Origin of the sequence: Pseudomonas sp. DTU12.1 (genome assembly GCF_009873475.1) — a bacterium.
Lineage (GTDB): Bacteria > Pseudomonadota > Gammaproteobacteria > Pseudomonadales > Pseudomonadaceae > Aquipseudomonas > Aquipseudomonas proteolytica.
Genome location: NZ_CP045254.1, coordinates 207832 through 229664, shown reverse-complemented (window position 1 = coordinate 229664; position 21833 = coordinate 207832). Strand labels below are relative to the sequence as shown.

Genomic DNA, 21833 nt, shown 5'->3' with positions numbered 1-21833 from the left:
CGAGCGGGCTTGCCCCGCGCTGGGCTGCGAAGCAGCCCTAAACCCGCCTATCGCGGTTTATCTGAAGAAACGCGGTGGGCTTGTTGGGGCTGCTTCGCAGCCCAGCGCGGGGCAAGCCCGCTCGCCACAACTGCGCCATCTGCCTGGATCTAGGCGTTGCGGCAAAGTTGTGTAGATACTTATGCTGCGATGAGGCCCTAAAGGTCACCGCCTACCAACTGCTTCAACGCCAATTTACGCTGCGCAACCGGCAACCCACCCAACTGTTCCACAGCACTGTAGAACTTCAGCCAATCCCCTCCCTCCCGGCGAAACAACGCCGCAAACGCTGGCACCCACTGGTCATACAAACCAAACGGCAACAGCCGCGCATTGTTCATCGGCTGATTGATCCAGGCGTCATACCGCGGGTCGCCGGCCCACTGACTGTCGCGTAACTGCCGATACTCACGGCGCAAACGCTCGAACTCGACAGCCTTGGCCTGGCGCATTGCATCGGCGGCCAACGGCTGCGCATACAGGCGTTCCAAGCGGGTGCGGGTGTCGAGGATCAGTTGGGTAAATTGGTCGCGCTGCTTCAAGGCCGACTCGCTCGCAGGCCCAAGGCCACGGGCCGTACGCCATTGCCGGGTGCCTTCCTGTTCGACAAAGGTGGCAAATGACTCATTGAACTCAGTGTCGTCCTTCACATAAAAACGCTGGTGCGCCAGTTCGTGAAAAATCACCGTGGCCAGACGCTCTTCGCCCCAGCGCATCATCGAACTCATGATCGGGTCATCAAACCAGCCCAGAGTGGAATAGGCCTCGACCCCGCCAATCGACACATCCATGCCGCGCAGTTGCAACAAGGCAGCCTCGCCCCGTGCGGCACCTTGGCTGTAATAACCGCGATAGGCCACGCACCCGGCGATCGGGAAGCAATGGTTCTGGGGTGACAAGGAAAATTCTGAGGTAGCGAAGACATTCCAGACCACGTACGGCCGACCGATATCGGCGTACAGGCGGTAGCTCTGGTTGTCGGGCAAGTGCAACGCTTGGCTGGCAAAGGTCCGCGCCTTCTGGGATTGCGCCAAATGCTCCCGCAAAACTTGCGCACGCGTCGGGTCGGCGATCACCTTGGCCACCGGCTCGCGGGCCTGCAGCAGTTGCCATTGGCCGCTGGCCAGTTGGCTGTAATAGCTGACACTGGAGCAACCACCGAGCAACACACACGCCAGCCCCGCCAATAAACGCCGCACCATTTCGAACCGCTCCCAAGTCATTGGCCTGCCAGACTAACGGGCTTACAGGAGGTATGCTCATACGATTCCTACGCTTGAGTGCTCACTATGCGTCAGCTCCTGCTTCCCTTGGCGGCGATTTTTCTCAGCGCCTGCACCTCCACACCGATCCCGCCGGCCGACCCGCAACAGGCCTGGGTCGATTTCGCCACCCCGACACCGGGCGCCAAGCTGGTCATGGCGCAACGCCTGGACGGCAAAGCCCTCGATGATGGGCGCTACTTCCAGGTGCCACCGGGCAGCCACGAGTTGATGGTGCGTTTTGATTTTGAAGTGTATGCCGGCGCAGGCCTGGGCGGCGGGTTGAACCAGCCCCAGGAGCGCACGTGTTTTATCACCCTGCAATACGACCAGTTCGAAGCCGGTCAGCGCTATCGCCTGGAAGGGCGTTCGCTCGGCTTTACCCCCAACATCCGGCTGTATGACGCCGCACGGCAGTTGCTGGCAGAGGAGCGCAGCGTCAACTGTATTCCCTGATCAGTCATTGTTGCGCTGGTAGATGATGCGCTTGGTGCCGTTTTCGCATGAGCCCACGATCATGGCTGCATCGTGATTCTTGGCTTCTTCGGCGGTGATGATTTCCAACGTGTAGGACGGGATCGCCTTGGCCTGTAGGTCGACTTCGATCTCTCTCCTCAGTTCTTCACAGTCTTTCGGCGCGGCCAGCGCCGACGTGGCCAAAGCACCGCAGATAATCGCCAAGGCAAAACGTTTCATGTGTGAAGCTCCCTAAATGCGCTGCGCACGGGTGTGCGCCAAAGGCTGCATGGGTATGAGACCACATTTGCGAAACGCGAGTTCTGATTTAACGCACAACAAAATGTGGGAGGGGACTTGCTCGCGAAGGCGGTGTGTCAGCCAATACATTTGTTGCCTGACCTAGCGCCTTCGCGGGCAAGCCCGCTCCCACATTGGACCTGCGCAGATCAGTTGATGAGGGTGCCATCCAGGGTGATGGTGGCGTTCAACACTTTGGACACCGGGCACCCCTCCTTGGCCTTTTTGCTCAGCTCATCGAACTGCGCCTGGCTTGCGCCGGGGATCTTGGCCTTGAGGACCAGATGGACCGCGGTGATTGCAAAACCACCGTCCACTTGGTCCAGGGTCACTTCGGCTTGGGTGTCGATGCTGTCGGCCTTGAGCCCGGCATCGCCGAGAATCATGGAAAAGGCCATGGAGAAACAGCCGGCATGGGCCGCGCCGATCAGTTCTTCAGGGTTGGTGCCCTTGCCGCCTTCGAAACGGGCCTTGAAGCCGTAGGGGGCTTCGCGCAGTACGCCGGTTTCGGTGGAAATAGAGCCCAGGCCGGTTTTCAGGTCGCCTTCCCAGTGTGCGGAGGCTTTTTTCACAATACTCATAGCGTTCTCCCAAGCAGTGGTTGTGCATCAGTAAGGTTCTGAGGATAGAACCTCTGGCAAAGTTCACCCTGTCGGAAAAACCAAGCGCGCAAGTAGGAAATTTCATGCTCGCTATTGAATCTCGGGTATATGCCCTCATTGCATAGAGCATGCACATGAAGCGGCAGGTTTTGGTTCGTCACAAGCCTGCGCCCTTAGGAGAAGCAGGCTTATGAAACCGTTGTCCGACGTGAAGTTCTCGACCCTCGACCTGGTGCCGGTGCGCGCCAATGGCAGCCCGGCGCAGTCGCTGCGCAATTCCCTGGACCTGGCCCAGCACGTGGAAAAACTCGGCTACACCCGCTTCTGGGTGGCCGAACATCACAATATGGATGGCATCGCCAGCTCCGCGACCTCGGTGCTGCTGGGCTACCTGGCCGGCGGGACCTCGACCATCCGGGTCGGCGCAGGCGGCGTGATGCTGCCCAACCATGCACCGCTGGTGATCGCTGAACAGTTCGGCACCCTGGAAAGCCTGTACCCCGGCCGTATCGACCTGGGCCTGGGCCGCGCGCCCGGTTCCGACCAGACGACCGCCCGCGCCCTGCGCCGCGAGCGCTCCGGCAGCGCCGATGACTTCCCCGAAGACGTGGCCGAACTCATGGCGTACCTGGGCCCACGCACCCCCGACCAACGGGTGATCGCCGTACCTGGCACCGGCACCAACGTACCGGTGTGGCTGCTCGGCTCCAGCCTGTTCAGCGCGCAACTGGCCGGTGAACGCGGTTTGCCCTACGCCTTCGCCTCCCATTTCGCACCGCGCATGATGCATGAGGCGATTCGCGTCTATCGCAATCACTTCAAGCCTTCAGCGGTACTCGACAAACCCTACGTGATGCTCGGCGTCCCCCTGGTGGCCGCCGATACCGATGAGCAGGCCAATTACCTGGCCACCTCGGTCTACCAACGCATTCTCGCCCTGATGCGGGGGCAAAGCCTGGTGCAGCGCCCGCCGGTGGATAGCATGGACGGCCTGTGGCTGCCCCATGAGAAGGACGCGGTAGGCAGTTTCCTGGGCCTGGCCATGGTCGGAAGCCCGGCGAAAATTCGCGCCAAGCTGGAAGTATTGATCGAGCAAACCGGTGCCGATGAGCTGATCTTTACCTGCGACCTGTACGAACATGCTGATCGGATTCATTCCTACGAGCTGCTGGCGCAAGTGATGAAAGGCTGATCCACAGGCACAAAAAAACCGACGCCCTGGCGTCGGTTTTTATGTCTGCCACACGGGATCACCCGCGGTTGTAGACGATTTCCTTGGTACCGCCCTCGCAACTGCCGACCACGTCGCCGTTGGTTGCGCTGCCTTTATCGACAATTTCCAGGGTGTACCCGGAGGCGCCATTGGCCTGGATCTTGGCCTCGATTTCGCTTTTCAGCTCGCCACAGTCCTTGCCAGCCGCCAGGGCTGTACCTGCCAGGCTCAACAAACCTACTGCTAACAGAAACTTCTTCATCCGTTACTTCCTTGCGCTGATCAAAAAATGTACGCCGATGCATTTGGCATCGGCGCCCCAAGGTGTCGCGCAGGTTATGGCAATCGGCCAGCGTGCAAGTTCAACCCTGCCTATCAACTATTGGCAATACGAAAGCCCACCTTGAGGGTCACCTGGAAGTGCGCGGCCTTGCCGTCCTTGATGTGGCCACGGGTTTCGGTCACCTCAAACCACTCCAGGTGCTTGATGCTCTTGCTGGCCTCGGCCAGGGCATTGTTGATGGCGTCCTCGATGCTGGTTGGCGACGAGCCCACCAGTTCGACTTTCTTATAGGTGTGATGATCAGTCATGAGCGTTCTCCTGGGTGGTTGAATGAAGCCTAGCAGTGATTCTTCGTACTGCTTCTGGCGGTACATCTCACTTGAAAGTTCAGATTTACTGCACTTTCTGAAACCCCCGCAGTCGGAATCAACACACGTTACTCATTCACTCCAGGAGAGCCCACATGGCCAACACCTCTTTACGCAAAGCGTCATTGGAAAGCATGGAAGCCGAGATTTCGAGCCTGCTCAAATCCCTTGAGAGCCTCAAGGACGATGCGTCTGACGAGTCGCGCAAAACCCTGAAGGCCCTCAAAAGCAATGCCGAGAATGCCCTCAAGCACTCTCGCCACTTGATCAGCGATGCCTACGAAGAAAGCAAAGTCAAAATCCGCGAAACCGGGGTTGCCACCCGTGACTATGCGCAGGAACACCCGTGGACCACCGCCGGCGTTGCCGTTGGCGCACTGGGCCTGCTGGCTGCCTACCTGCTGTGCAAACGCGGTGACTAAACCGGTTGGCGCGCAAGCTCAGCCTTGAGCCACTGCGCCAACTGCCGAGCGCGCCCATCCGCGGCGCGCTTGGGTAGCCACAACGCCAGTTGCGCCGGGGTCTGGCTAAAGCCCCACGGCGCAACCAGGCGACCGGCACGCACGTCCTCCGCCACCAGCGGTTGCGGGGCGATCGCCACCCCCAGGCCAGCCACGGCCGCCTCCAGCAAATAATACAAATGCTCAAACCCCTGGCCGTACTTCAACGCGCCGGCGTCGATGCCATGGTGCTGTGCCCAGTTGGGCCAGGCTTGCGGGCGTGAAGTGGTGTGCAACAAAGCCTCGTCCAACAAAGCCTGCGCAGGGGCCTGGCGCAGGGCTTGGTAGTGGGCAAAGTGTGGGCTCATCACCGGGCCAATGCGTTCGCTGGCCAGTTCGTATACCTGCATATCCGCAGGCCACGGGGGCTCGGCAAACAGCAGCAGGGCGTCCAGGCCAGGCCGCCGTGGATCAAGGTCGCCTTCGCCCGCCGACAGATGCAGGCGCAAATCCGGCAAATCGGCATTCAAGCGCCCCAGCCGCGGGATAAACCAGCGCGCCAGCAGGCTGCCAGAGCAGCCAAGCACAAACGGCGCGTCGGCGCTGCTCTGGGTCAGCTCCCCGCACACATCGCGCAAGCGCTCGAACGCCTCGAAGCTGGCATCGCGCAGCCTCACACCGGAATCTGTGAGTTTAATGCCGCGCCCATCCTTGACGAAAAGGCTCACCCCAAGATGTTCTTCCAAGACTTTCAGTTGTCGGCTGACAGCGCCATGGGTCACATGCAATTGCTCTGCAGCCTGGCTGACGCTGTTGAGGCGGGCAGTGGCTTCGAATGCACGCAGGGCGTTAAGCGGGGGAAGGTCTCGGCTCATATGTGAGTTTTCCTGACAGGTTGTGGCGATCTTATCGGTTTTCACGGTCAAGCGTCAGAGGTAGAGTGGCCGTCATTGCCTCTCCCACACTTTGCTCCTGGAGCGCCCCATGACTCAGTCCCAGACCGATTTACGCAACGGCCCTGACGCCAACGGCCTGTTTGGCGCGTTCGGCGGCCGCTACGTGGCGGAAACCCTGATGCCGTTGATCCTCGACCTGGCCCGCGAATACGAAGCGGCGAAGATCGATCCGGCCTTCAACGAAGAACTTGCGTACTTCCAGCGCGATTACGTCGGACGCCCAAGCCCACTGTACTTCGCCGAACGCCTGACCGAATTCTGCGGCGGCGCCAAGATCTACCTCAAGCGCGAAGAGCTGAACCACACCGGCGCGCACAAGATCAACAACTGCATCGGCCAGATCCTGCTGGCCCGGCGCATGGGCAAGAAACGCATCATCGCCGAGACCGGCGCCGGCATGCACGGCGTGGCCACCGCCACCGTCGCCGCGCGGTTTGGTCTGCAATGCGTGATCTACATGGGCACCACCGACATCGAGCGCCAGCAGGCCAACGTGTTCCGCATGAAGCTGCTGGGCGCCGAAGTGATCCCCGTGGTGGCCGGCACCGGCACCCTCAAGGATGCAATGAACGAAGCCCTGCGTGACTGGGTGACCAACGTCGACAGCACCTTCTACCTGATCGGCACCGTGGCCGGCCCGCACCCTTACCCCGCGATGGTGCGCGACTTCCAGGCGGTGATCGGCAAGGAAACCCGCACCCAGTTGCAAGCCCAGGAAGGCCGCCTGCCGGACAGCCTGGTGGCCTGCATCGGCGGTGGCTCGAATGCCATGGGCCTGTTCCACCCGTTCCTCGATGACACCAGTGTCGAGATCATCGGCGTCGAAGCGGCCGGCTACGGCATCGAAACCGGCAAGCACGCCGCCAGCCTCAACGGCGGCGTACCGGGCGTGCTGCACGGCAACCGGACCTTCCTGTTGCAGGACGACGATGGCCAGATCATCGACGCCCATTCGATTTCCGCGGGCCTGGATTACCCCGGCATCGGCCCTGAGCATGCGTGGTTGCACGACATCGGCCGCGTCCAGTACACCTCGGTAACGGACGACGAAGCCCTCGACGCCTTCCACAAATGCTGTCGCCTGGAAGGGATTATTCCGGCACTGGAAAGCGCCCACGCCCTGGCCGAAGTATTCAAGCGCGCCCCGACCCTGCCCAAGGATCACCTGATGGTGGTCAACCTGTCGGGCCGTGGCGACAAGGACATGCAGACCGTGATGCACCATATGGAAACCGCCAAGCAGGAGAAACACTGATGAGCCGCCTGCAAACCCGTTTTGCGCAACTCAAGGAACAAAACCGTGCCGCCCTGGTGACCTTCGTCACCGCTGGCGACCCGGGGTATGACACCTCCCTGGCGATCCTCAAGGGCTTGCCGGCAGCCGGCGCCGATGTGATCGAGCTGGGCATGCCCTTCACCGATCCGATGGCCGACGGCCCAGCGATCCAACTGGCCAACATCCGGGCGTTGGGCGCCAAGCAGAACCTGGTGAAAACCCTGCAAATGGTGCGCGAGTTCCGCAAGGACAACAGCGATACGCCGCTGGTGTTGATGGGCTACTTCAACCCGATCCACATGTACGGCGTGCCACGTTTTATCGCTGACGCAAAAGAAGCCGGCGTCGATGGACTGATCGTGGTCGACGTACCGCCGGAACATAACAGCGAACTGTGCGACCCGGCCCAGGCCGCGGGCATCGACTTTATCCGCCTGACCACGCCGACCACCGACGATGCACGCCTGCCGACGGTGCTCAACGGCAGCTCGGGTTTTGTGTACTACGTCTCGGTAGCCGGTGTGACCGGTGCCGGTGCCGCCACCCTGGAACACGTCGAAGAAGCGGTCGGCCGCCTGCGCCGCCATACCGACCTGCCGATCAGCATCGGCTTTGGCATCCGCACCCCGCAACAAGCCGCTGCCATCGCCCGCCTGGCGGACGGTGTGGTAGTGGGCTCGGCACTGATCGACCATATCGCCAATGCCAGCAACGACCAGCAAGCGATTGATGGGGTGTTGAGCCTGTGTGCAGCCTTGTCGGAAGGTGTACGCAACGCCCGTAAATAATCCCCACCCCTTGTAGGAGCGAGCTTGCTCGCGAAAAACGCCAAGACAACGCGCTCATCCAGGATGCTCGCGTTATCGTTGACGATCTTCGCGAGCAAGCTCGCTCCTACAACAGCTTTATTCCCTCAGCTCGATACGTTCGACCTTGCCCACCAGCAATATGTAGGACAGCGCCCCCAGCAACGCCAACACTGCAATGTAGGTAATCGCCGGCGCAAACGAGTCGCCCGTGGCCAGGAAGCCAATGACGATGGGCGTGGTGATCGCCGCCAGGTTGCCGATGAAGTTGAACACCCCACCCGTCAATCCCAACAACCGCGCTGGCGCCAGGGTCGAGACCAGCGACCAGGTGATCGACGCCAGCCCGTTGCCGAAAAACGCCACCGCCAGGAACGCGATCACCAACGGCGTCGAGTCGACGAAGTTGGCGCCGATGATCGCCGTGGAGATCAGCAGGCCGCTGATGATTGGCAACTTGCGCGCAAAACCCACCGAGGCGCCACGGCGGATCAGCCAGTCGGAAAACAACCCGGAACACAGCACCCCGACAAACGCCGCGAGGAAGGGCAGCGACGCGAGCAGGCCGGACTTGATGAAGTCCATGCCGCGATATTTCACCAGGTAGGTGGGGAACCATGTCAGGAAAAACCACAAGGTCGAGTTCAGGCAGAACTGGCCCAGGTAGATGCCCCATAGCTTGCGTTTAGTCAGGACGATACCCAGGTCGACCCAACTGAACGGCGCCTTGCGCTTGGCGGTTTGTGCATCCAGGTCCACCAGCCCGCCGCCTGCGCGGATCAGCTCGATTTCCGCGCTGTTGACCCCTTTGAAATCGCGCGGCTCGCGGTACACCGCATACCACACCAGCGCCCAGAGAATGCCTACCGCGCCGGTGCTGATAAACACCATGTGCCAGCCATAGTGGTGCTGCAACCAGGCCAGCACCGGGGTGAGGAATGCCAGCCCGACGAACTGCCCCGACGTGTAGAAGCCAATGGCCGTGGCGCGCTCACGCTCGGGAAACCAACTGGTGACCACCCGGCTGTTGATTGGATAGGCCGGCGCCTCCAGGGCGCCCACTGCCATGCGCAACACGAACAGGGCAATGAAGCTGGCGGCAAATCCCAGCATCACCGTGGCGATGGACCACAACAGCAGGGCGACAGTGTAGAGAATGCGCGGCGGCACCCGGTCCACCAGCCAGCCGCCGGGGATTTGCATGGCGGCGTAGGTCCAGCCGAACGCCGAGAAGATCAGCCCCACATGCACCGGGTCGATCCCCAGTTCGCTGGTCAGGGCCGGCGCGGCAATCGACAGGTTGCTGCGGTCCAGGTAGTTGATCACCACCGTAATAAACAGCAGGACCATGATGAAGTAGCGCTTGCGGCTGGGCGTGACTAAAGATGCCTGCCCGGTGAGGGTTTCAGGGTGCATGGGGGAGCCTCTTATTATGTTTATTGAGGTCGGTTGACGGCTATCTGATGGGGAGGTGGGAGCTGGCTTGCCTGCGATGGCGGTGGAACATTCAACATCGCTATCGCTGGCAAGCCAGCTCCCACATGGACCGCGTTATCACCACTCGGCAAAGCTGCCATCGGCATGCCGCCAGATCGGGTTGCGCCAGCGATGGCCGATGGCGGCCCGTTCAATCACATATTCCTCGTTGATCTCGATCCCCAGCCCTGGCCCATTGGGGATCTTCACAAAGCCCTGGTCGTAGTCAAAAACCCCCGGGTCGCGTACGTAATCGAGCAGGTCGTTGCTTTCGTTGTAGTGAATGCCCAGGCTTTGCTCCTGGATAAACGCGTTGTAGCAAACCGCGTCCAGTTGCAGGCACGCCGCCAGAGCAATCGGCCCCAAGGGGCAGTGCAGCGCCAGGGCCACGTCGTAGGCCTCGGCCATGTTGGCGATCTTGCGGGTTTCGGTGATGCCGCCGGCGTGGGACGCGTCCGGCTGGATGATGTCGACGTAACCTTCGCTGAGCACACGCTTGAAGTCCCAGCGCGAAAACAACCGCTCACCCAGGGCAATCGGGGTGCTGGTCAAAGGCGCCAGCTCTTTGAGCGCTTCATAGTTTTCGCTCAGCACCGGTTCTTCGATGAACATCAGCTTGTACGCATCCAGCTCTTTCATCAGCACCTTGGCCATGGGCTTGTGCACGCGGCCATGGAAGTCCACGCCGATGCCGACATTCGGCCCGACTGCATCGCGCACGGCGGCTACGTTCGCCAGGGCCTGGTCGACCTTGTCAAAGGTGTCGAGAAACTGCAGCTCCTCGGTGCCGTTCATCTTCACCGCTGTAAACCCACGGGCCACGGCCTCCTTGGCGGCGCGGGCGGTGTCGGCCGGGCGGTCGCCGCCGATCCACGAATAGACGCGGATCTTGTCCCGCACCTGGCCGCCCAGCAGGTCGCTGACCGACACACCGAGGGCCTTGCCCTTGATGTCCCACAATGCCTGGTCGATGCCCGCCAGCGCACTCATATGGATCGCGCCACCGCGGTAGAAGCCGCCGCGATACAGCACCGTCCAGATGTCTTCGATGTTGCGTGGGTCTTTGCCGATCAAGTAGTCGGACAGTTCCTCGACAGCGGCCGCCACGGTGTGGGCGCGGCCTTCAACCACGGGCTCGCCCCAACCGGTCACGCCCTGGTCGGTTTCCACTTTGAGGAAGCACCAGCGCGGCGGCACGATGAAGGTGGTCAGTTTGGTGATTTTCATCTTCTTGTTCTCTCTTGTCGGATGCGGCACCTGGGGTGCCAGGCACACTCAGTTCAGGGCGTTCCAGGCAGCGACATACGCCTGGGCACGGCTCGCCACCTGCTCGACCGTCATGCCGGGCTTGTACAGCCCGGAACCCAGGCCAAACCCCTTGACCCCGGCGTCGACGAACACTTGCATGTTGTCTGGGGTAATCCCGCCCACCGGCAGCAATACCGTGCCGGCCGGCAACACCGCCAGCCAGGCCTTGACCACTGCTGGGCCCATTTGCTCGGCCGGAAACAGCTTCAGCACATCGGCACCTTCGGCCAGGGCGGCAAAGGCTTCGGTGGGGGTCGCAACGCCGGGCGACAGGTACAGGCCCGCAGCTTTTGCCGCACGTAGCACCTTGGCATCGCTGTGGGGCATGACGATGACCTGGCCACCGGCCGCCTTCACCTGTTCCACCTGCTCGGGCGTCAGCACCGTGCCGGCGCCGATCAGGCAATCGGCGGGCAACGTCTCACGCAGGGTGCGGATGCTGGTGTAGGGATCGGGCGAGTTGAGCGGCACTTCGATTACCCGCAACCCTGCCTGGTACAGCACCTGGCCGACAGCGCCGGCCTCATCCGGGCGCAGGCCCCGCAGGATCGCGATCAAACCGTTGTGTGTGAGTGCTTGCTTGAGCATGTCAGGCCTCGATTGCAGGTTGAGTAAGCCCGGCGGCCAGCGCCAATTGCCACAGGCCGCGCTCGGTCGCTTGTTGCGCGAGGCTGACTTGGCTGAAACCACACAGGGCGAGGGCGCGTTGATAACGGGCGCAGAGGGCGGTGGCGCCTACCAGGATGATCGGCGTGTTGCGAGTACGGTCGGGCAAGCCGGCCAGTTCATGGCCGATCAGCAGGCCGGACAGGTAGTCCGACTGCTGCTCCGCAGCCAGTTCGGCGGTCAGCCCCAGCGTGCGCGCGCTGAATAGCGTCGACAGCACACCGCGTTGGCCGTCCTGTGAAAGCGCCACGCGCACGCCTCGGTCAAAGGCCTCAGCCTGGAACTGCCCGGAGATCTTTTGCGTGCGCCCGAGAATGCTGTGAGTGCTCAGCACCGCGAACAGCTCACCGGTCATGAAGGTGTCAAAGTGGGTGATGCGACCTGCGATTACCTCGACCCATTTGGAATGGCTGCCGGGCAGGCCGATCAATAACTCAGCGCTGGCCGCAAAGCTTTGCAGCACGCCGAGCACCTGGGTTTCTTCGCCGCGCATCACGTTGGGCAAACCGACCTGCTCGATCACGCCGGGCACGATATGCACATCGACACCGCGCCGGCTGCGCGCCTTGTGCAGCGCCAGGCCCAGGCTGGCAACGTCGACCGGCGTATGGCGATAGGCCGCTTCGCTCCAACCCTGGGCGCTGCCGACCATGCCGCAGGCGATCACCGGCAGACCGGGCTGCGCGTCGAGCCAGTCGCCGCACGCGGCATCAAAGGCCAGCTCAAAACCATCACTGCAGTGAACGCCGGCAATCAACCGCGGTTCACTGGGCAAATGCATGATCCCCGACGCCAGCGAGCGCTGTTCAAGGACCTGGCCATCGGGGCCGAGTTTATAAGCACGAAGGGAACTGGTTCCCCAATCGAGCGCGATCAATTGCGCCGGCATCGCTTCACCTGGAATGTGGCAGATGGCCGAATATAAACCTAAGGCCCGGAATATCTCAATATATAAATACATATCCCATATAGTGGAACATCGCAGAAAAAATCCCCACGTCCCCGTGCTTTGCTTCGCACATGAACGTGAGGATTCGACCGACAGGAACTGGTTAAAAAATAGACAAATCCAACGGACGCATGGCCCCCATCCAGATCGCGTAGTCGGTATGGTCCTTCAGATCATCGCCGGTATCCGGGTGCAGAAACACCACCAAACCGTTGCGATTGAGGGCCAACCACGGCAACGCCACGCCGATGTACTGCGGGTCGAAGGCCAACTGGCAACTCCAGTCCGGATGCGGCCCCACCGCACGCTCATGCATGCGCCCCATGCGCACCGGGAAGATGGCCGCCGCTTCTTCACAGAGCTTGCGCGCCTGATCGAGCGTGCTGGCGTCGAAGTAGATATGGGCGTGATAACCCTTGATACGTTGCATGACTGGCTCCGGACTCGTTGATCGGCCGATCCTAGACCGCAATCGACGGCAGGCCAAGCCTGGGAGGCTCAGCGATGAGGCAACTCTGTGGCAAGGGGACAAGCCCCCTCAATCGGGCGGCATCAGGCTGCTGGCCTGTTCGGCCGCCAGCCAGTCGACAAACCGCTCGATCAACTGCCCACGCCGTTTGCGCTGGGGCAATACCACGTAATACCCAAAGCGCGAGATCACCGTGTCGCTAATCGGCCGGCACAGCCAGTTCTGCTCGAGCAGGTTATCCACCAGGTGGCGCCAGCCAATGGCCACACCCTGGCCGGCAATCGCCGCCTGGATCAGCAGCGTGTAATTGTCGAAACGTAGCGGTCCCGGGGTCGGTGCGGCGCTGATCCCCAGTTCGCGAAAGACCCCGTTCCAGTCGAACCACTGGCTATTGTTTTCCTGGCGCAGGTGCAGCAACGGCAATTGCTGCAGGCTCTGCAGCGACAGCGGCGTGGTGCGGCCCTTGAGCAGTTGCGGGCTGCACACCGGGAACACTTCTTCGCTGAACAACCACTGGCTGTGCCCCTGGCGAAAACGCCCATCGCCAAACAACACGGCTACGTCGATATCGCTGCGCAAGGTCGCGTGATTGCGCTCGCTGGTGACCAGGCTCACATCCACCTGCGGGTTGGCCTCATGAAAGCGATGCAGGCGCGGCATCAGCCAGTAGGCGGCGAAGGCGAAGTCGGTCGCCACTTGCAACACTTCGTGCTGGTCCTGCTGGGTGATCAACCCCAGGCCCGCATCCATGCTCTGCAACCCAGCCTGCACGTGCTCGAACAACAGCCTGCCCGCATCCGTCAATTCGATGCCCCGGTAGATACGGTCGAACAGACGCACCGCCAGCTGGTCCTCCAGGCGCTTGATCTGCTGGCTGACCGCCGGCTGGGTAGTGCCCAGCTCCATCGCTGCTGCCGTGAAGCTGCGATGACGGGCCGCGGCTTCAAAGGCACGCAGCAGGTCCAGCGACAGGTTTCCCAGGGCTTCATACATAAGCAGTACTTATCCTAGACATTGCTTTTCATGGGCTTTACCACGTTTTCCATGGCCTGCATGCTCAATCGCATAAATATTGACTATGGAATGCCGCGAAACCATGAAGCGCAAGAACATTCTTTTCATCATGGCCGATCAAATGGCCGCGCCGTTGCTTCCGTTCTACGGTCCTTCGCCAATCAAACTGCCCAACCTCAGCCGCCTGGCCGCACAAGGCGTGGTGTTCGACGCCGCGTACTGCAACAGCCCGCTGTGTGCGCCGTCGCGTTTTACCCTGGTCAGCGGCCAGTTGCCGAGCAAGATCGGCGCCTACGACAACGCGGCGGATTTCCCCGCCGATGTACCGACCTACGCCCACTACCTGCGTCGCCTCGGCTATCGCACGGCGCTGTCGGGCAAGATGCATTTCTGCGGGCCGGACCAGTTGCACGGCTACGAAGAGCGCCTCACCAGCGATATCTACCCCGCCGACTACGGTTGGGCGGTGAACTGGGATGAGCCCGACGTGCGCCCCACCTGGTATCACAATATGTCGTCGGTGCTGCAAGCCGGCCCCTGTGTGCGCACCAACCAACTGGATTTCGACGAAGAGGTGGTGTTCAAGGCCCAGCAATACCTGTTCGACCATATTCGCGAGGACGGCGACCAGCCGTTCTGCCTGACGGTCTCCATGACCCACCCCCACGACCCGTACACCATTCCCAAGCCGTTCTGGGATATGTACGACGATAACGACATCCCGATGCCTACAACGCCGGCCCAGGCCGACCAGGATCCGCACTCCCAGCGTCTGCTCAAGGTCTACGACCTGTGGGACAAGCCGCTGCCAGTGGATAAGATCCGCGATGCACGGCGGGCTTACTTCGGCGCGTGCAGCTACATCGACAGCAATGTCGGCAAACTCCTGCAAACCTTGCAAGACACTGGCCTAGCCGAAGACACGATCATCGTGTTCTCCGGCGACCACGGCGACATGCTCGGCGAGCGTGGGCTCTGGTACAAAATGCACTGGTTTGAAATGGCCGCCCGCGTGCCGCTGCTGGTCAGTGCGCCAGGGCAATTCCAGGCCGGGCGGGTGAGCGCGGCGGTGTCCACCGCCGACCTGTTGCCGACCCTGGTGGAGTTGGCCGGCGGTGAACTGGACGCCGACCTGCCTCTGGACGGCCGCTCACTGGTCCCGCACTTGCAAGGGCAGGGCGGGCATGACGAAGTGTTCGGCGAGTACATGGCCGAAGGCACCATCGGCCCGCTGATGATGATTCGCCGCGGCGCCTACAAATTCATCTATAGCGAGGACGATCCCTGCTTGTTGTTCGATGTTCACCGCGACCCTCGTGAGCAGGAAGAACTCAGTCAGTCGCCAGCCCATCGCCCGCTGTTTGAAGCCTTCCTGGCCGAGGCGCGGGCCAAATGGGACATGCCCGCGATCCACCGGCAAGTGCTCGCCAGCCAGCGCCGCCGGCGTCTGGTAGGCGAAGCCTTGGCGGTGGGCAAACTCAAGAGCTGGGATCACCAGCCGCTGGTCGACGCCAGCCAGCAGTACATGCGCAACCATATCGACCTCGACGATCTGGAGCGCAAGGCTCGTTATCCACAACCCTGCCAAAACCAATAAATCCAGTAAGGGGAAGGCCATGCAAAAGTTATCCACAGTCGTCAGTGCCGCGTTGTTGCTCAGTGCCAGCCACGTGTATGCCGACGCCCGTTGCGAGACGGTGAAGATGGCCGACCCCGGCTGGAGCGACATTGCCGCCACCAACGCCATCGCCGGCTTTTTACTCAGCGGCATGGGTTACAAGGCCAAGGTCGATACCCTGGCGGTGCCGATCACTTACGGCGGGCTCAAGGACGGCCAGGTGGATGTGTTTTTGGGCAACTGGATGCCAGCGCATCAGGGCTTCTACGACAAGTTCGTGGCCAACGGCGATGTGGTGCAACTGGCCAAGAACCTTGAAGGTACGGAGTTCACCCTCGCGGTGCCGGACTATGTGTGGGAGGCCGGCGTGCATGACTTTGCCGATCTGAATAAATTTGCCGACAAGTTCGACAAGAAGATCTACGGCATCGGGTCCGGCGCGCCGGCCAACCTTTCGCTGAAGGAAATCATCCAGAAGAACGACTTCGACCTCGGCCAATGGAAGCTGATCGAGTCCAGCGAGCAGGCGATGCTGGCCGAAGTGTCCAGGGCGGTGAAGCGCGAACGTTTCGTCACCTTTCTCGGCTGGACACCGCACCCGATGAACGTGCAGTTGAAGATGCGCTACCTCAAGGGCGGGGAAAAATACTTCGGCGACACCGGCAGCGTGTACACCCTGACGCGCAAAGGTTATGCACAGGCCTGCCCGAATGTGGCCAAGCTGCTGACCAACCTTAAGTTCACCCAGGACATGGAGAACAGCATCATGGCCGAGGTGGTGAACAACAAGGTCAGCAATAGCGATGCGGCCAAGGCGTGGATCAAAGCCAACCCGGCGGTATTGGACAAGTGGCTGGAGGGGGTTGAAACCCTCGATGGCCAGGAGGCATTGGCGGCGGTCAAAGCCAAACTCTAAATATTGCCCTGGTTCCTACAGGTCTTCCTATCACCCTGTAGGAGCCGGCTTGCCGGCGAAGAATTGGAAAACGCCGCGTTTTTTCAGGCAACCCGCGTTATCGTTATCCATCTTCGCGAGCAAGCTCGCTCCTACAGTATTTCGAGCGATCCATGTCCCGGCCCCACACTCTGCTCCCATTCCTGCGCTGGCTACCGCGCCAGACCCGCGCCAGCGTTGGCCGGGATGCGATTGTCGGCCTCAGCGGCGCAGTGCTGGCCTTGCCGCAATCGATCGCCTATGCCCTGATCGCCGGCCTGCCTCCCGAATACGGCCTGTATGCGGCGATCGTCCCGGTGCTGATTGCCTGCCTGTGGGGCTCTTCGTGGCACTTGATCTGTGGCCCGACGGCGGCGATTTCCATAGTGCTCTACGCCAGCATCAGCCCGCTGGCGGTGCCCGGATCGCAGGACTACATCACCTTGATCCTGTTGCTGACCTTGCTCGCCGGCGTCTTCCAATGGCTGTTGGGCATGTTGCGCTTTGGCGCGCTGGTCAATTTCGTCTCCCATTCCGTAGTCCTCGGCTTCACCCTTGGCGCGGCAGCTGTCATTGCCCTGGGCCAATTGCCCAACCTGCTGGGGCTCGACCTGCCCAGCCAGGGCACGGCGTTCAACAGCCTGCTGGCACTGATCGACCACAGCGGCGAATGGGATCGCCCGTCCCTGGCCCTCGGGCTCGGCACCTTGCTGGTGGGCGTGCTGCTCAAATACTGCGTGCCGCGCTGGCCGAGCCTGTTGATTGCCCTGGTCCTCGGCAGCCTGGTGGCGTGGGCGTGGCCGGCGATGTTCGGGCATGTGGCGCGGGTCAGCTCATTTGTCGGCCAACTGCCGCCGTTCAGCCCGTTGCCGCTGGACCTGGATATGATCCTGCGCCTGCTGCCCAGCGCCGTGGCGGTCGGCATGTTGGGGCTGGTGACCAGCCTGTCGATTGCCCGCTCGCTGTCGGCACGTTCGCAGCAGTTGCTCGACGCCAATCAGGAGGTCCGCGCCCAGGGTTTATCCAATATCGTCGGCGGATTTTTCTCCGGCTACCTGTCGGCCGGATCCTTCACCCGCTCGGGCCTGAGCTACGAGGCGGGCGCCTGCTCACCACTGGCGGGGGTGTTCTCTGCGTTGTGGGTCGCGCTGTTTGCGCTGTTCGGTGCGGTCCTGATCGCGCACATCCCGATCCCGAGCATGGCCGCCAGCATCCTGCTGATCTGCTGGGGCCTGGTGGATCATCGGGGCATTCGCGCACTGTGGCGGGTCAGCCGTGCGGAGTTTGTGGTGATGGGCCTGACATGCCTGGCCACCTTGCTGCTAGAGCTGCAAACGGCGATTTATGCAGGCGTGCTGGCGTCGCTGTTCTTCTACCTCAAGCGCACCTCGCAGCCACGGGTGCAACAGTGGCGCGACGGTGACGATGATGTGCTGCGGGTCGGCGGCTCGATCTTCTTTGGCGCCAGCCACTACCTGCAAGTGCGCTTGCAGCGCCTGCAAGGCCAACGGGTGGTGATCGAGGCCCAGCAGATCAACTTTATCGACTATTCCGGGGTGGAGATGCTGCACCAGGAAGCCCGCCGTTTGCGCGGGTTGGGGCGCAGCCTGACGTTGCGCCGGGCGCGGCCGCAGGTGGTCGAAGAATTGAAAAAACTGGAAGGGGCCGACAAGTGCCCCATCCATTTCGAAGACTGAATACCGCTTTTCTGTAGGAGCCGGCTTGCCGGCGATGGCGGCCTTGAAATCGCCATCGCCGGCAAGCCGGCTCCTACAGGGGTGCGATTACAGGGCCAACTGGCGCCGCAGCTCGGCCAGCACCGGCGCCGAATCCGGGCGCACGCCGCGCCACAGGTAGAAGGCTTCCGCGGCCTGCTCCACCAACATGCCCAGGCCATCCATCGCCACTGCCGCGCCGTGTTCAGTGGCCCAGCGGCAGAATGCCGTCGGTTCCTTGGCATACATCATGTCGTAGCAAAAGGTCTTGCCCGGATCGATCAGGCTGCTGGCAATCGGCGGTACATCGCCTGACAGGCTTGCGGAGGTGGCGTTGATGATCAAGTCCACCGGCTCACTCAGCCAATCGAAGCCACTGGCAGACACCGGCCCCAGGTCATCGAACAGTTCGGCCAGCAACTCGGCTTTTTCCACGGTGCGGTTGGCGATGATCAGCGAGGCTGGCTGTTGCGCCAGCAGCGGCTCCAAGGCCCCACGCACCGCGCCACCGGCACCGAGCAGCAGGATGCGCTTGCCCGCCAGGCTCAAGCCGGCGTTGACGGTCAGGTCGCGCACCAGACCCGCACCGTCGGTGTTATCACCCAACAGGCTGCCGTCGGCCAGCTTGCTCAGGGTGTTCACCGCGCCTGCGCGTTGCGCGCGCTCGGTCAGGGCGCTGGCCAGGCGATAGGCCTCTTCCTTGAACGGCACGGTGACGTTGGCGCCGCGCCCATGCAGGAAAAACTCCCGGGCACAGCCGGTGAAATCCTCAAGCGGCGCCAGCAACGTGCTGTAGTCCAGCGCCTCGCCCGTCTGCTCGGCAAACAGGCGATGGATCAGCGGCGACTTGCTGTGGCCGATGGGGTTGCCGAACACCACATAACGATCCATCAGCTGGCCACCTGGGGTGCAGCAAGGCCGAGCCAGTCACGGTCTTGCAGGAAATAATCGGTCAAACGTGCTTCTTCGCTGCCGGCGGTAGCCTTCCAGTCATAGCTCCAGCGTACTTGCGGTGGCAACGACATCAGGATCGACTCGGTGCGCCCGCCCGATTGCAGGCCAAACAGGGTGCCACGGTCGTACACCAGGTTGAACTCCACGTAGCGCCCACGGCGCAACTCCTGGAACTGGCGTTGCTGCTCGGTATAGGCCAGCGCCTGGCGACGCTGGACGATGGGCAGATAGGCGTCGATGTAGGCATCGCCTATGGCGCGCATAAAGGCGAAGCAGGTGTCGAAGTCCCACTCGTTCAAGTCATCGAAGAACAGGCCGCCGATCCCACGGGGCTCGTTGCGATGCTTGATGTGGAAGTAGCTATCGCACCAGGCCTTGTAGCGCGGGTAAACGTCTGCGCCAAACGGCGCGCAAGCCTGCTCGGCCACACGGTGCCAGTGGATGCAGTCTTCTTCGTTGCCGTAGTAGGGCGTCAGGTCGAAGCCACCACCGAACCACCAGACAGCCTCTTCGCCTTCTTTCTCGGCGATGAAAAATCGCACATTGGCGTGGGAAGTCGGCACATGGGGGTTATGCGGGTGGATCACCAGTGACACGCCAAGGGCTTCAAAACCACGACCGGCGAGTTCCGGACGGTGGGCACTGGCGGACGGTGGCAGGCCGCTGCCGAAAACATGGGAAAAGTTGACGCCGCCTTTCTCGATCACTGCCCCGTTCTCAATCACCCGCGTGCGGCCACCGCCACCGGCTGGGCGGGTCCAGGCATCTTCGATAAAGCGCGTATCCGCCTCGAAGGTTTCCAGGGCACTGCAAATGCGGTCTTGCAGGTCGAGCAGGTAGGCTTTTACAGCCTCGGTGCGAGTAGTCATGGCATCACCTTGAATCGGGCAAAGCTACGCGAGGCCATTGGGCGTCGGCGGCAAAGGGGCGCACAGGATACCACCGCGCCGGGCGCTGCCACAGTTGACGAAGATCAAGCATAGGAGTCCGATAGGAGCCTTTCGCGAAACAGACTTGAGGACAGAGCAGATGGCCAAACGTATCCAGTTCAGCGCCCATGGCGGCCCCGAAGTACTTGAGTATGTGGACTACACGCCGGCAGAACCGGGCCCGCAACAGGTACGTGTGCGTAACCAGGCCATTGGCCTGAATTTTATCGATACCTATTACCGCAGTGGCCTGTATGCACCGCCGGCCTTGCCCTCGGGCCTGGGCGCGGAAGGCGCTGGGGTGGTGGATGCGGTGGGCAGCGAAGTCAGCCAGTTCAAGGTCGGCGACCGCGTGGCCTACGGCAGCGGCCCGCTGGGTGCCTACAGCGAACTGCACGTGCTGCCGGCCGCCAACCTGGTGCATCTGCCGGATGGGATCAGCTTCGAACAGGCTGCTGGGGCCATGCTCAAAGGCCTGACCGTGCAGTACCTGTTGCGCCAGACCTATGAATTGAAAGGCGGTGAAACCATCCTGTTCCACGCCGCTGCCGGTGGCGTCGGCTCTCTGGCCTGCCAATGGGCCAAGGCCCTGGGTGTGAAGTTGATCGGTACGGTCAGTTCGCCGGAAAAAGCCGCCCTGGCCAAATCCCTCGGCGCCTGGGAAACCATCGACTACAGCAAGGAAAACGTCCCACAGCGCGTACTGGAACTGACCGACGGCAAGAAATGCCCGGTGGTGTACGACGGCGTCGGCAAGGACACCTGGCTCGCCTCGCTGGACAGCGTCGCGCCCCGGGGCCTGCTGGTGAGTTTCGGTAATGCGTCAGGTGCGGTGGACGGGGTGAACCTGGGGATTCTGGCGGCGAAAGGCTCGCTGTACGTGACCCGGCCGACACTGGCGACCTACGCCAACAATCCGCAGAACCTGCAGGCCATGGCCGACGACCTGTTTGCCATGATCGAAAGCGGCAAGGTACGGATTGATATCAACCAGCGTTACTCGTTGGCGGAAGCGGCGAAGGCGCAGGTGGAGTTGTCGGGGCGACGGACCACTGGGTCGACCATTTTGCTGCCGTAACATTTCGGCTGCTTGGAATGCTGCCATCGCGGGCAAGCCCGCTCCCACATTCGAACGCATTCCCATGTTGGAAATCGGTCGAATGTGGGAGCGGGCTTGCCCGCGATGGCAGTACCCCGGTCTCAAGACGGGCGCCGAACCTCACCCGTGGCCAGATCCCGAATCAAGCTCGGGTTCTTGCGCCCACCCAGGCTGCCACCCAGCACCCGGTCCACCTGACCACGGAAATACTGCTCCACCCGGATCCGCGAGCGCGCCGCCGGCCGGCCTTGGGGGTTGGCAGAGGTGGAGATCAATGGCCCCACCAGTGAACACAAATCGCGCACCAGCGGATGATCGCTGACCCGCAATGCCACGGTGTCGTGCTTACCAGTCACCCATTCAGGCAGCAGGTCCTGATGGGGCACCAGCCAGGTATTGGGCCCCGGCCAGGTACTGGCCATGCGGTCGATCCAGGTGTCGGGGAAGTCTTCGAACAGAAAGTCGAATTGCCGGATATTGTCGGCGACCAGAATCAGCCCCTTATCCACCGACCGGCCCTTGATCGCCAGCAAGCGATCCACCGCTTCCTCGTTCCACGGGTCGCAGCCCAGGCCCCAGACGGCCTCGGTCGGATAGGCAATCACCGCGCCTGCGCGAATTTCTCGTGCGGCTTCTTGCACACGCCACCTGTTGACCATTACTCACTCTCCGGACTAAAGCTCTGCGCAGTTTACCGATGT

Annotated in this window: 24 protein-coding genes; 9 read left to right on the top strand and 15 right to left on the bottom strand. The window is 61.9% G+C overall.

From position 1 onward, the window contains the following. Positions 1 to 197: 197 nt before the first annotated feature. Entirely contained in the window at positions 198 to 1241 is a 1044-nt protein-coding gene (locus tag GDV60_RS01090; protein ID WP_159909163.1) for an aminopeptidase, read from the bottom strand. Positions 1242 to 1328: 87 nt separating this feature from the next. On the opposite strand from GDV60_RS01090, the gene GDV60_RS01085 reads away from it, so the two are divergent. After that, entirely contained in the window at positions 1329 to 1757 is a 429-nt protein-coding gene (locus GDV60_RS01085) for a hypothetical protein (protein WP_029290280.1), read from the top strand. On the opposite strand, the gene GDV60_RS01080 is transcribed toward GDV60_RS01085, so the two are convergent. Continuing rightward, a complete protein-coding gene (locus GDV60_RS01080) occupies positions 1758 to 1997 on the bottom strand; it encodes a DUF1161 domain-containing protein (protein WP_159906015.1) in 240 nt (79 codons plus the stop codon). Between the two features lie 209 nt (positions 1998 to 2206). Beyond that, entirely contained in the window at positions 2207 to 2638 is a 432-nt protein-coding gene (locus GDV60_RS01075; RefSeq protein ID WP_029290276.1) for an OsmC family protein, read from the bottom strand. A 211-nt stretch (positions 2639 to 2849) separates the two neighbouring features. On the opposite strand from GDV60_RS01075, the gene GDV60_RS01070 reads away from it, so the two are divergent. Continuing rightward, on the top strand, positions 2850 to 3851 hold the full coding sequence (locus GDV60_RS01070) for an LLM class flavin-dependent oxidoreductase (protein WP_159906013.1): 1002 nt from the start codon (positions 2850 to 2852) through the stop codon (positions 3849 to 3851). A 58-nt stretch (positions 3852 to 3909) separates the two neighbouring features. On the opposite strand, the gene GDV60_RS01065 is transcribed toward GDV60_RS01070, so the two are convergent. Next, positions 3910 to 4134, bottom strand: a complete 225-nt coding sequence (locus GDV60_RS01065; protein ID WP_104911268.1) for a DUF1161 domain-containing protein — start codon at positions 4132 to 4134, stop codon at positions 3910 to 3912. 113 nt (positions 4135 to 4247) lie between these two features. Next, a complete protein-coding gene (locus tag GDV60_RS01060) occupies positions 4248 to 4463 on the bottom strand; it encodes a dodecin (RefSeq protein ID WP_029290270.1) in 216 nt (71 codons plus the stop codon). Between the two features lie 155 nt (positions 4464 to 4618). Here GDV60_RS01060 and GDV60_RS01055 point away from each other — a divergent pair, with 155 nt between their 5' ends. Then, entirely contained in the window at positions 4619 to 4945 is a 327-nt protein-coding gene (locus GDV60_RS01055) for a YqjD family protein (RefSeq protein ID WP_003170746.1), read from the top strand. Here the strand turns inward: GDV60_RS01055 and GDV60_RS01050 are convergent. Then, the gene (locus GDV60_RS01050; protein WP_133715184.1) at positions 4942 to 5838 is read right to left on the bottom strand and encodes a LysR family transcriptional regulator; all 897 of its coding nucleotides are present in this window, start codon (positions 5836 to 5838) and stop codon (positions 4942 to 4944) included. The genes GDV60_RS01055 and GDV60_RS01050 overlap by 4 nt on opposite strands. 109 nt (positions 5839 to 5947) lie before the next feature. On the opposite strand from GDV60_RS01050, the gene trpB reads away from it, so the two are divergent. Then, positions 5948 to 7174, top strand: coding sequence for a tryptophan synthase subunit beta (trpB, locus tag GDV60_RS01045; RefSeq protein ID WP_154908008.1), 1227 nt, complete (start codon positions 5948 to 5950; stop codon positions 7172 to 7174). After that, complete coding sequence (gene trpA / locus GDV60_RS01040) at positions 7174 to 7983, top strand: tryptophan synthase subunit alpha (protein ID WP_029290259.1); 810 nt, start codon at positions 7174 to 7176, stop codon at positions 7981 to 7983. Before trpB ends, trpA begins: the two co-directional genes overlap by 1 nt. Positions 7984 to 8100: 117 nt before the next feature. On the opposite strand, the gene GDV60_RS01035 is transcribed toward trpA, so the two are convergent. The 6 genes from GDV60_RS01035 to GDV60_RS01010 form a co-directional block, all read right to left on the bottom strand. Then, positions 8101 to 9417, bottom strand: coding sequence for an MFS transporter (locus tag GDV60_RS01035; RefSeq protein WP_133715185.1), 1317 nt, complete (start codon positions 9415 to 9417; stop codon positions 8101 to 8103). A gap of 138 nt (positions 9418 to 9555) precedes the next feature. Then, positions 9556 to 10704: a galactonate dehydratase gene (gene dgoD / locus GDV60_RS01030; protein ID WP_029290255.1), complete on the bottom strand. Its 1149-nt coding sequence runs from the start codon at positions 10702 to 10704 to the stop codon at positions 9556 to 9558. Positions 10705 to 10752: 48 nt separating this feature from the next. Continuing rightward, entirely contained in the window at positions 10753 to 11373 is a 621-nt protein-coding gene (locus GDV60_RS01025; protein WP_092232355.1) for a 2-dehydro-3-deoxy-6-phosphogalactonate aldolase, read from the bottom strand. A gap of 1 nt (position 11374) precedes the next feature. Further along, positions 11375 to 12340 (bottom strand): 2-dehydro-3-deoxygalactonokinase, encoded by a 966-nt coding sequence (locus tag GDV60_RS01020; RefSeq protein ID WP_159906011.1) that lies wholly within the window; start codon positions 12338 to 12340, stop codon positions 11375 to 11377. 163 nt (positions 12341 to 12503) lie between these two features. Beyond that, the gene (locus GDV60_RS01015; protein WP_029290249.1) at positions 12504 to 12830 is read right to left on the bottom strand and encodes a DOPA 4,5-dioxygenase family protein; all 327 of its coding nucleotides are present in this window, start codon (positions 12828 to 12830) and stop codon (positions 12504 to 12506) included. 108 nt (positions 12831 to 12938) lie between these two features. After that, a complete protein-coding gene (locus tag GDV60_RS01010; RefSeq protein ID WP_159906009.1) occupies positions 12939 to 13862 on the bottom strand; it encodes a LysR family transcriptional regulator in 924 nt (307 codons plus the stop codon). Between the two features lie 103 nt (positions 13863 to 13965). Here GDV60_RS01010 and betC point away from each other — a divergent pair, with 103 nt between their 5' ends. From betC to GDV60_RS00995, 3 genes are all read left to right on the top strand, one after another. Next, positions 13966 to 15480, top strand: coding sequence for a choline-sulfatase (betC, locus tag GDV60_RS01005; RefSeq protein WP_104911265.1), 1515 nt, complete (start codon positions 13966 to 13968; stop codon positions 15478 to 15480). Between the two features lie 19 nt (positions 15481 to 15499). Beyond that, on the top strand, positions 15500 to 16417 hold the full coding sequence (gene choX, locus GDV60_RS01000; protein WP_159906007.1) for a choline ABC transporter substrate-binding protein: 918 nt from the start codon (positions 15500 to 15502) through the stop codon (positions 16415 to 16417). Between the two features lie 152 nt (positions 16418 to 16569). Next, positions 16570 to 18132: a SulP family inorganic anion transporter gene (locus GDV60_RS00995; RefSeq protein WP_070996591.1), complete on the top strand. Its 1563-nt coding sequence runs from the start codon at positions 16570 to 16572 to the stop codon at positions 18130 to 18132. Between the two features lie 87 nt (positions 18133 to 18219). On the opposite strand, the gene aroE is transcribed toward GDV60_RS00995, so the two are convergent. Beyond that, on the bottom strand, positions 18220 to 19041 hold the full coding sequence (gene aroE / locus GDV60_RS00990) for a shikimate dehydrogenase (protein ID WP_070996592.1): 822 nt from the start codon (positions 19039 to 19041) through the stop codon (positions 18220 to 18222). Continuing rightward, complete coding sequence (hemF, locus tag GDV60_RS00985; protein WP_029290237.1) at positions 19041 to 19973, bottom strand: oxygen-dependent coproporphyrinogen oxidase; 933 nt, start codon at positions 19971 to 19973, stop codon at positions 19041 to 19043. The genes aroE and hemF overlap by 1 nt, the downstream gene beginning before the upstream one ends. 160 nt (positions 19974 to 20133) lie before the next feature. Here hemF and GDV60_RS00980 point away from each other — a divergent pair, with 160 nt between their 5' ends. After that, entirely contained in the window at positions 20134 to 21111 is a 978-nt protein-coding gene (locus GDV60_RS00980; protein ID WP_159906005.1) for a quinone oxidoreductase, read from the top strand. Positions 21112 to 21233: 122 nt separating this feature from the next. Here GDV60_RS00980 and GDV60_RS00975 read toward each other — a convergent pair whose 3' ends face one another. Further along, a complete protein-coding gene (locus GDV60_RS00975; RefSeq protein ID WP_029290233.1) occupies positions 21234 to 21791 on the bottom strand; it encodes an L-threonylcarbamoyladenylate synthase in 558 nt (185 codons plus the stop codon). Between the last annotated feature and the right edge of the window lie 42 nt (positions 21792 to 21833).

Coding starts and splice junctions, on each gene's coding strand:
- GDV60_RS01090 (WP_159909163.1), bottom strand. CDS start 1,241: ATGGTGCGGCGTTTATTGGCGGGGCTGGCGTGTGTGTTGCTCGGTGGT.
- GDV60_RS01085 (WP_029290280.1), top strand. CDS start 1,329: ATGCGTCAGCTCCTGCTTCCCTTGGCGGCGATTTTTCTCAGCGCCTGC.
- GDV60_RS01080 (WP_159906015.1), bottom strand. CDS start 1,997: ATGAAACGTTTTGCCTTGGCGATTATCTGCGGTGCTTTGGCCACGTCG.
- GDV60_RS01075 (WP_029290276.1), bottom strand. CDS start 2,638: ATGAGTATTGTGAAAAAAGCCTCCGCACACTGGGAAGGCGACCTGAAA.
- GDV60_RS01070 (WP_159906013.1), top strand. CDS start 2,850: ATGAAACCGTTGTCCGACGTGAAGTTCTCGACCCTCGACCTGGTGCCG.
- GDV60_RS01065 (WP_104911268.1), bottom strand. CDS start 4,134: ATGAAGAAGTTTCTGTTAGCAGTAGGTTTGTTGAGCCTGGCAGGTACA.
- GDV60_RS01060 (WP_029290270.1), bottom strand. CDS start 4,463: ATGACTGATCATCACACCTATAAGAAAGTCGAACTGGTGGGCTCGTCG.
- GDV60_RS01055 (WP_003170746.1), top strand. CDS start 4,619: ATGGCCAACACCTCTTTACGCAAAGCGTCATTGGAAAGCATGGAAGCC.
- GDV60_RS01050 (WP_133715184.1), bottom strand. CDS start 5,838: ATGAGCCGAGACCTTCCCCCGCTTAACGCCCTGCGTGCATTCGAAGCC.
- trpB (WP_154908008.1), top strand. CDS start 5,948: ATGACTCAGTCCCAGACCGATTTACGCAACGGCCCTGACGCCAACGGC.
- trpA (WP_029290259.1), top strand. CDS start 7,174: ATGAGCCGCCTGCAAACCCGTTTTGCGCAACTCAAGGAACAAAACCGT.
- GDV60_RS01035 (WP_133715185.1), bottom strand. CDS start 9,417: ATGCACCCTGAAACCCTCACCGGGCAGGCATCTTTAGTCACGCCCAGC.
- dgoD (WP_029290255.1), bottom strand. CDS start 10,704: ATGAAAATCACCAAACTGACCACCTTCATCGTGCCGCCGCGCTGGTGC.
- GDV60_RS01025 (WP_092232355.1), bottom strand. CDS start 11,373: ATGCTCAAGCAAGCACTCACACACAACGGTTTGATCGCGATCCTGCGG.
- GDV60_RS01020 (WP_159906011.1), bottom strand. CDS start 12,340: ATGCCGGCGCAATTGATCGCGCTCGATTGGGGAACCAGTTCCCTTCGT.
- GDV60_RS01015 (WP_029290249.1), bottom strand. CDS start 12,830: ATGCAACGTATCAAGGGTTATCACGCCCATATCTACTTCGACGCCAGC.
- GDV60_RS01010 (WP_159906009.1), bottom strand. CDS start 13,862: ATGTATGAAGCCCTGGGAAACCTGTCGCTGGACCTGCTGCGTGCCTTT.
- betC (WP_104911265.1), top strand. CDS start 13,966: ATGAAGCGCAAGAACATTCTTTTCATCATGGCCGATCAAATGGCCGCG.
- choX (WP_159906007.1), top strand. CDS start 15,500: ATGCAAAAGTTATCCACAGTCGTCAGTGCCGCGTTGTTGCTCAGTGCC.
- GDV60_RS00995 (WP_070996591.1), top strand. CDS start 16,570: ATGTCCCGGCCCCACACTCTGCTCCCATTCCTGCGCTGGCTACCGCGC.
- aroE (WP_070996592.1), bottom strand. CDS start 19,041: ATGGATCGTTATGTGGTGTTCGGCAACCCCATCGGCCACAGCAAGTCG.
- hemF (WP_029290237.1), bottom strand. CDS start 19,973: ATGACTACTCGCACCGAGGCTGTAAAAGCCTACCTGCTCGACCTGCAA.
- GDV60_RS00980 (WP_159906005.1), top strand. CDS start 20,134: ATGGCCAAACGTATCCAGTTCAGCGCCCATGGCGGCCCCGAAGTACTT.
- GDV60_RS00975 (WP_029290233.1), bottom strand. CDS start 21,791: ATGGTCAACAGGTGGCGTGTGCAAGAAGCCGCACGAGAAATTCGCGCA.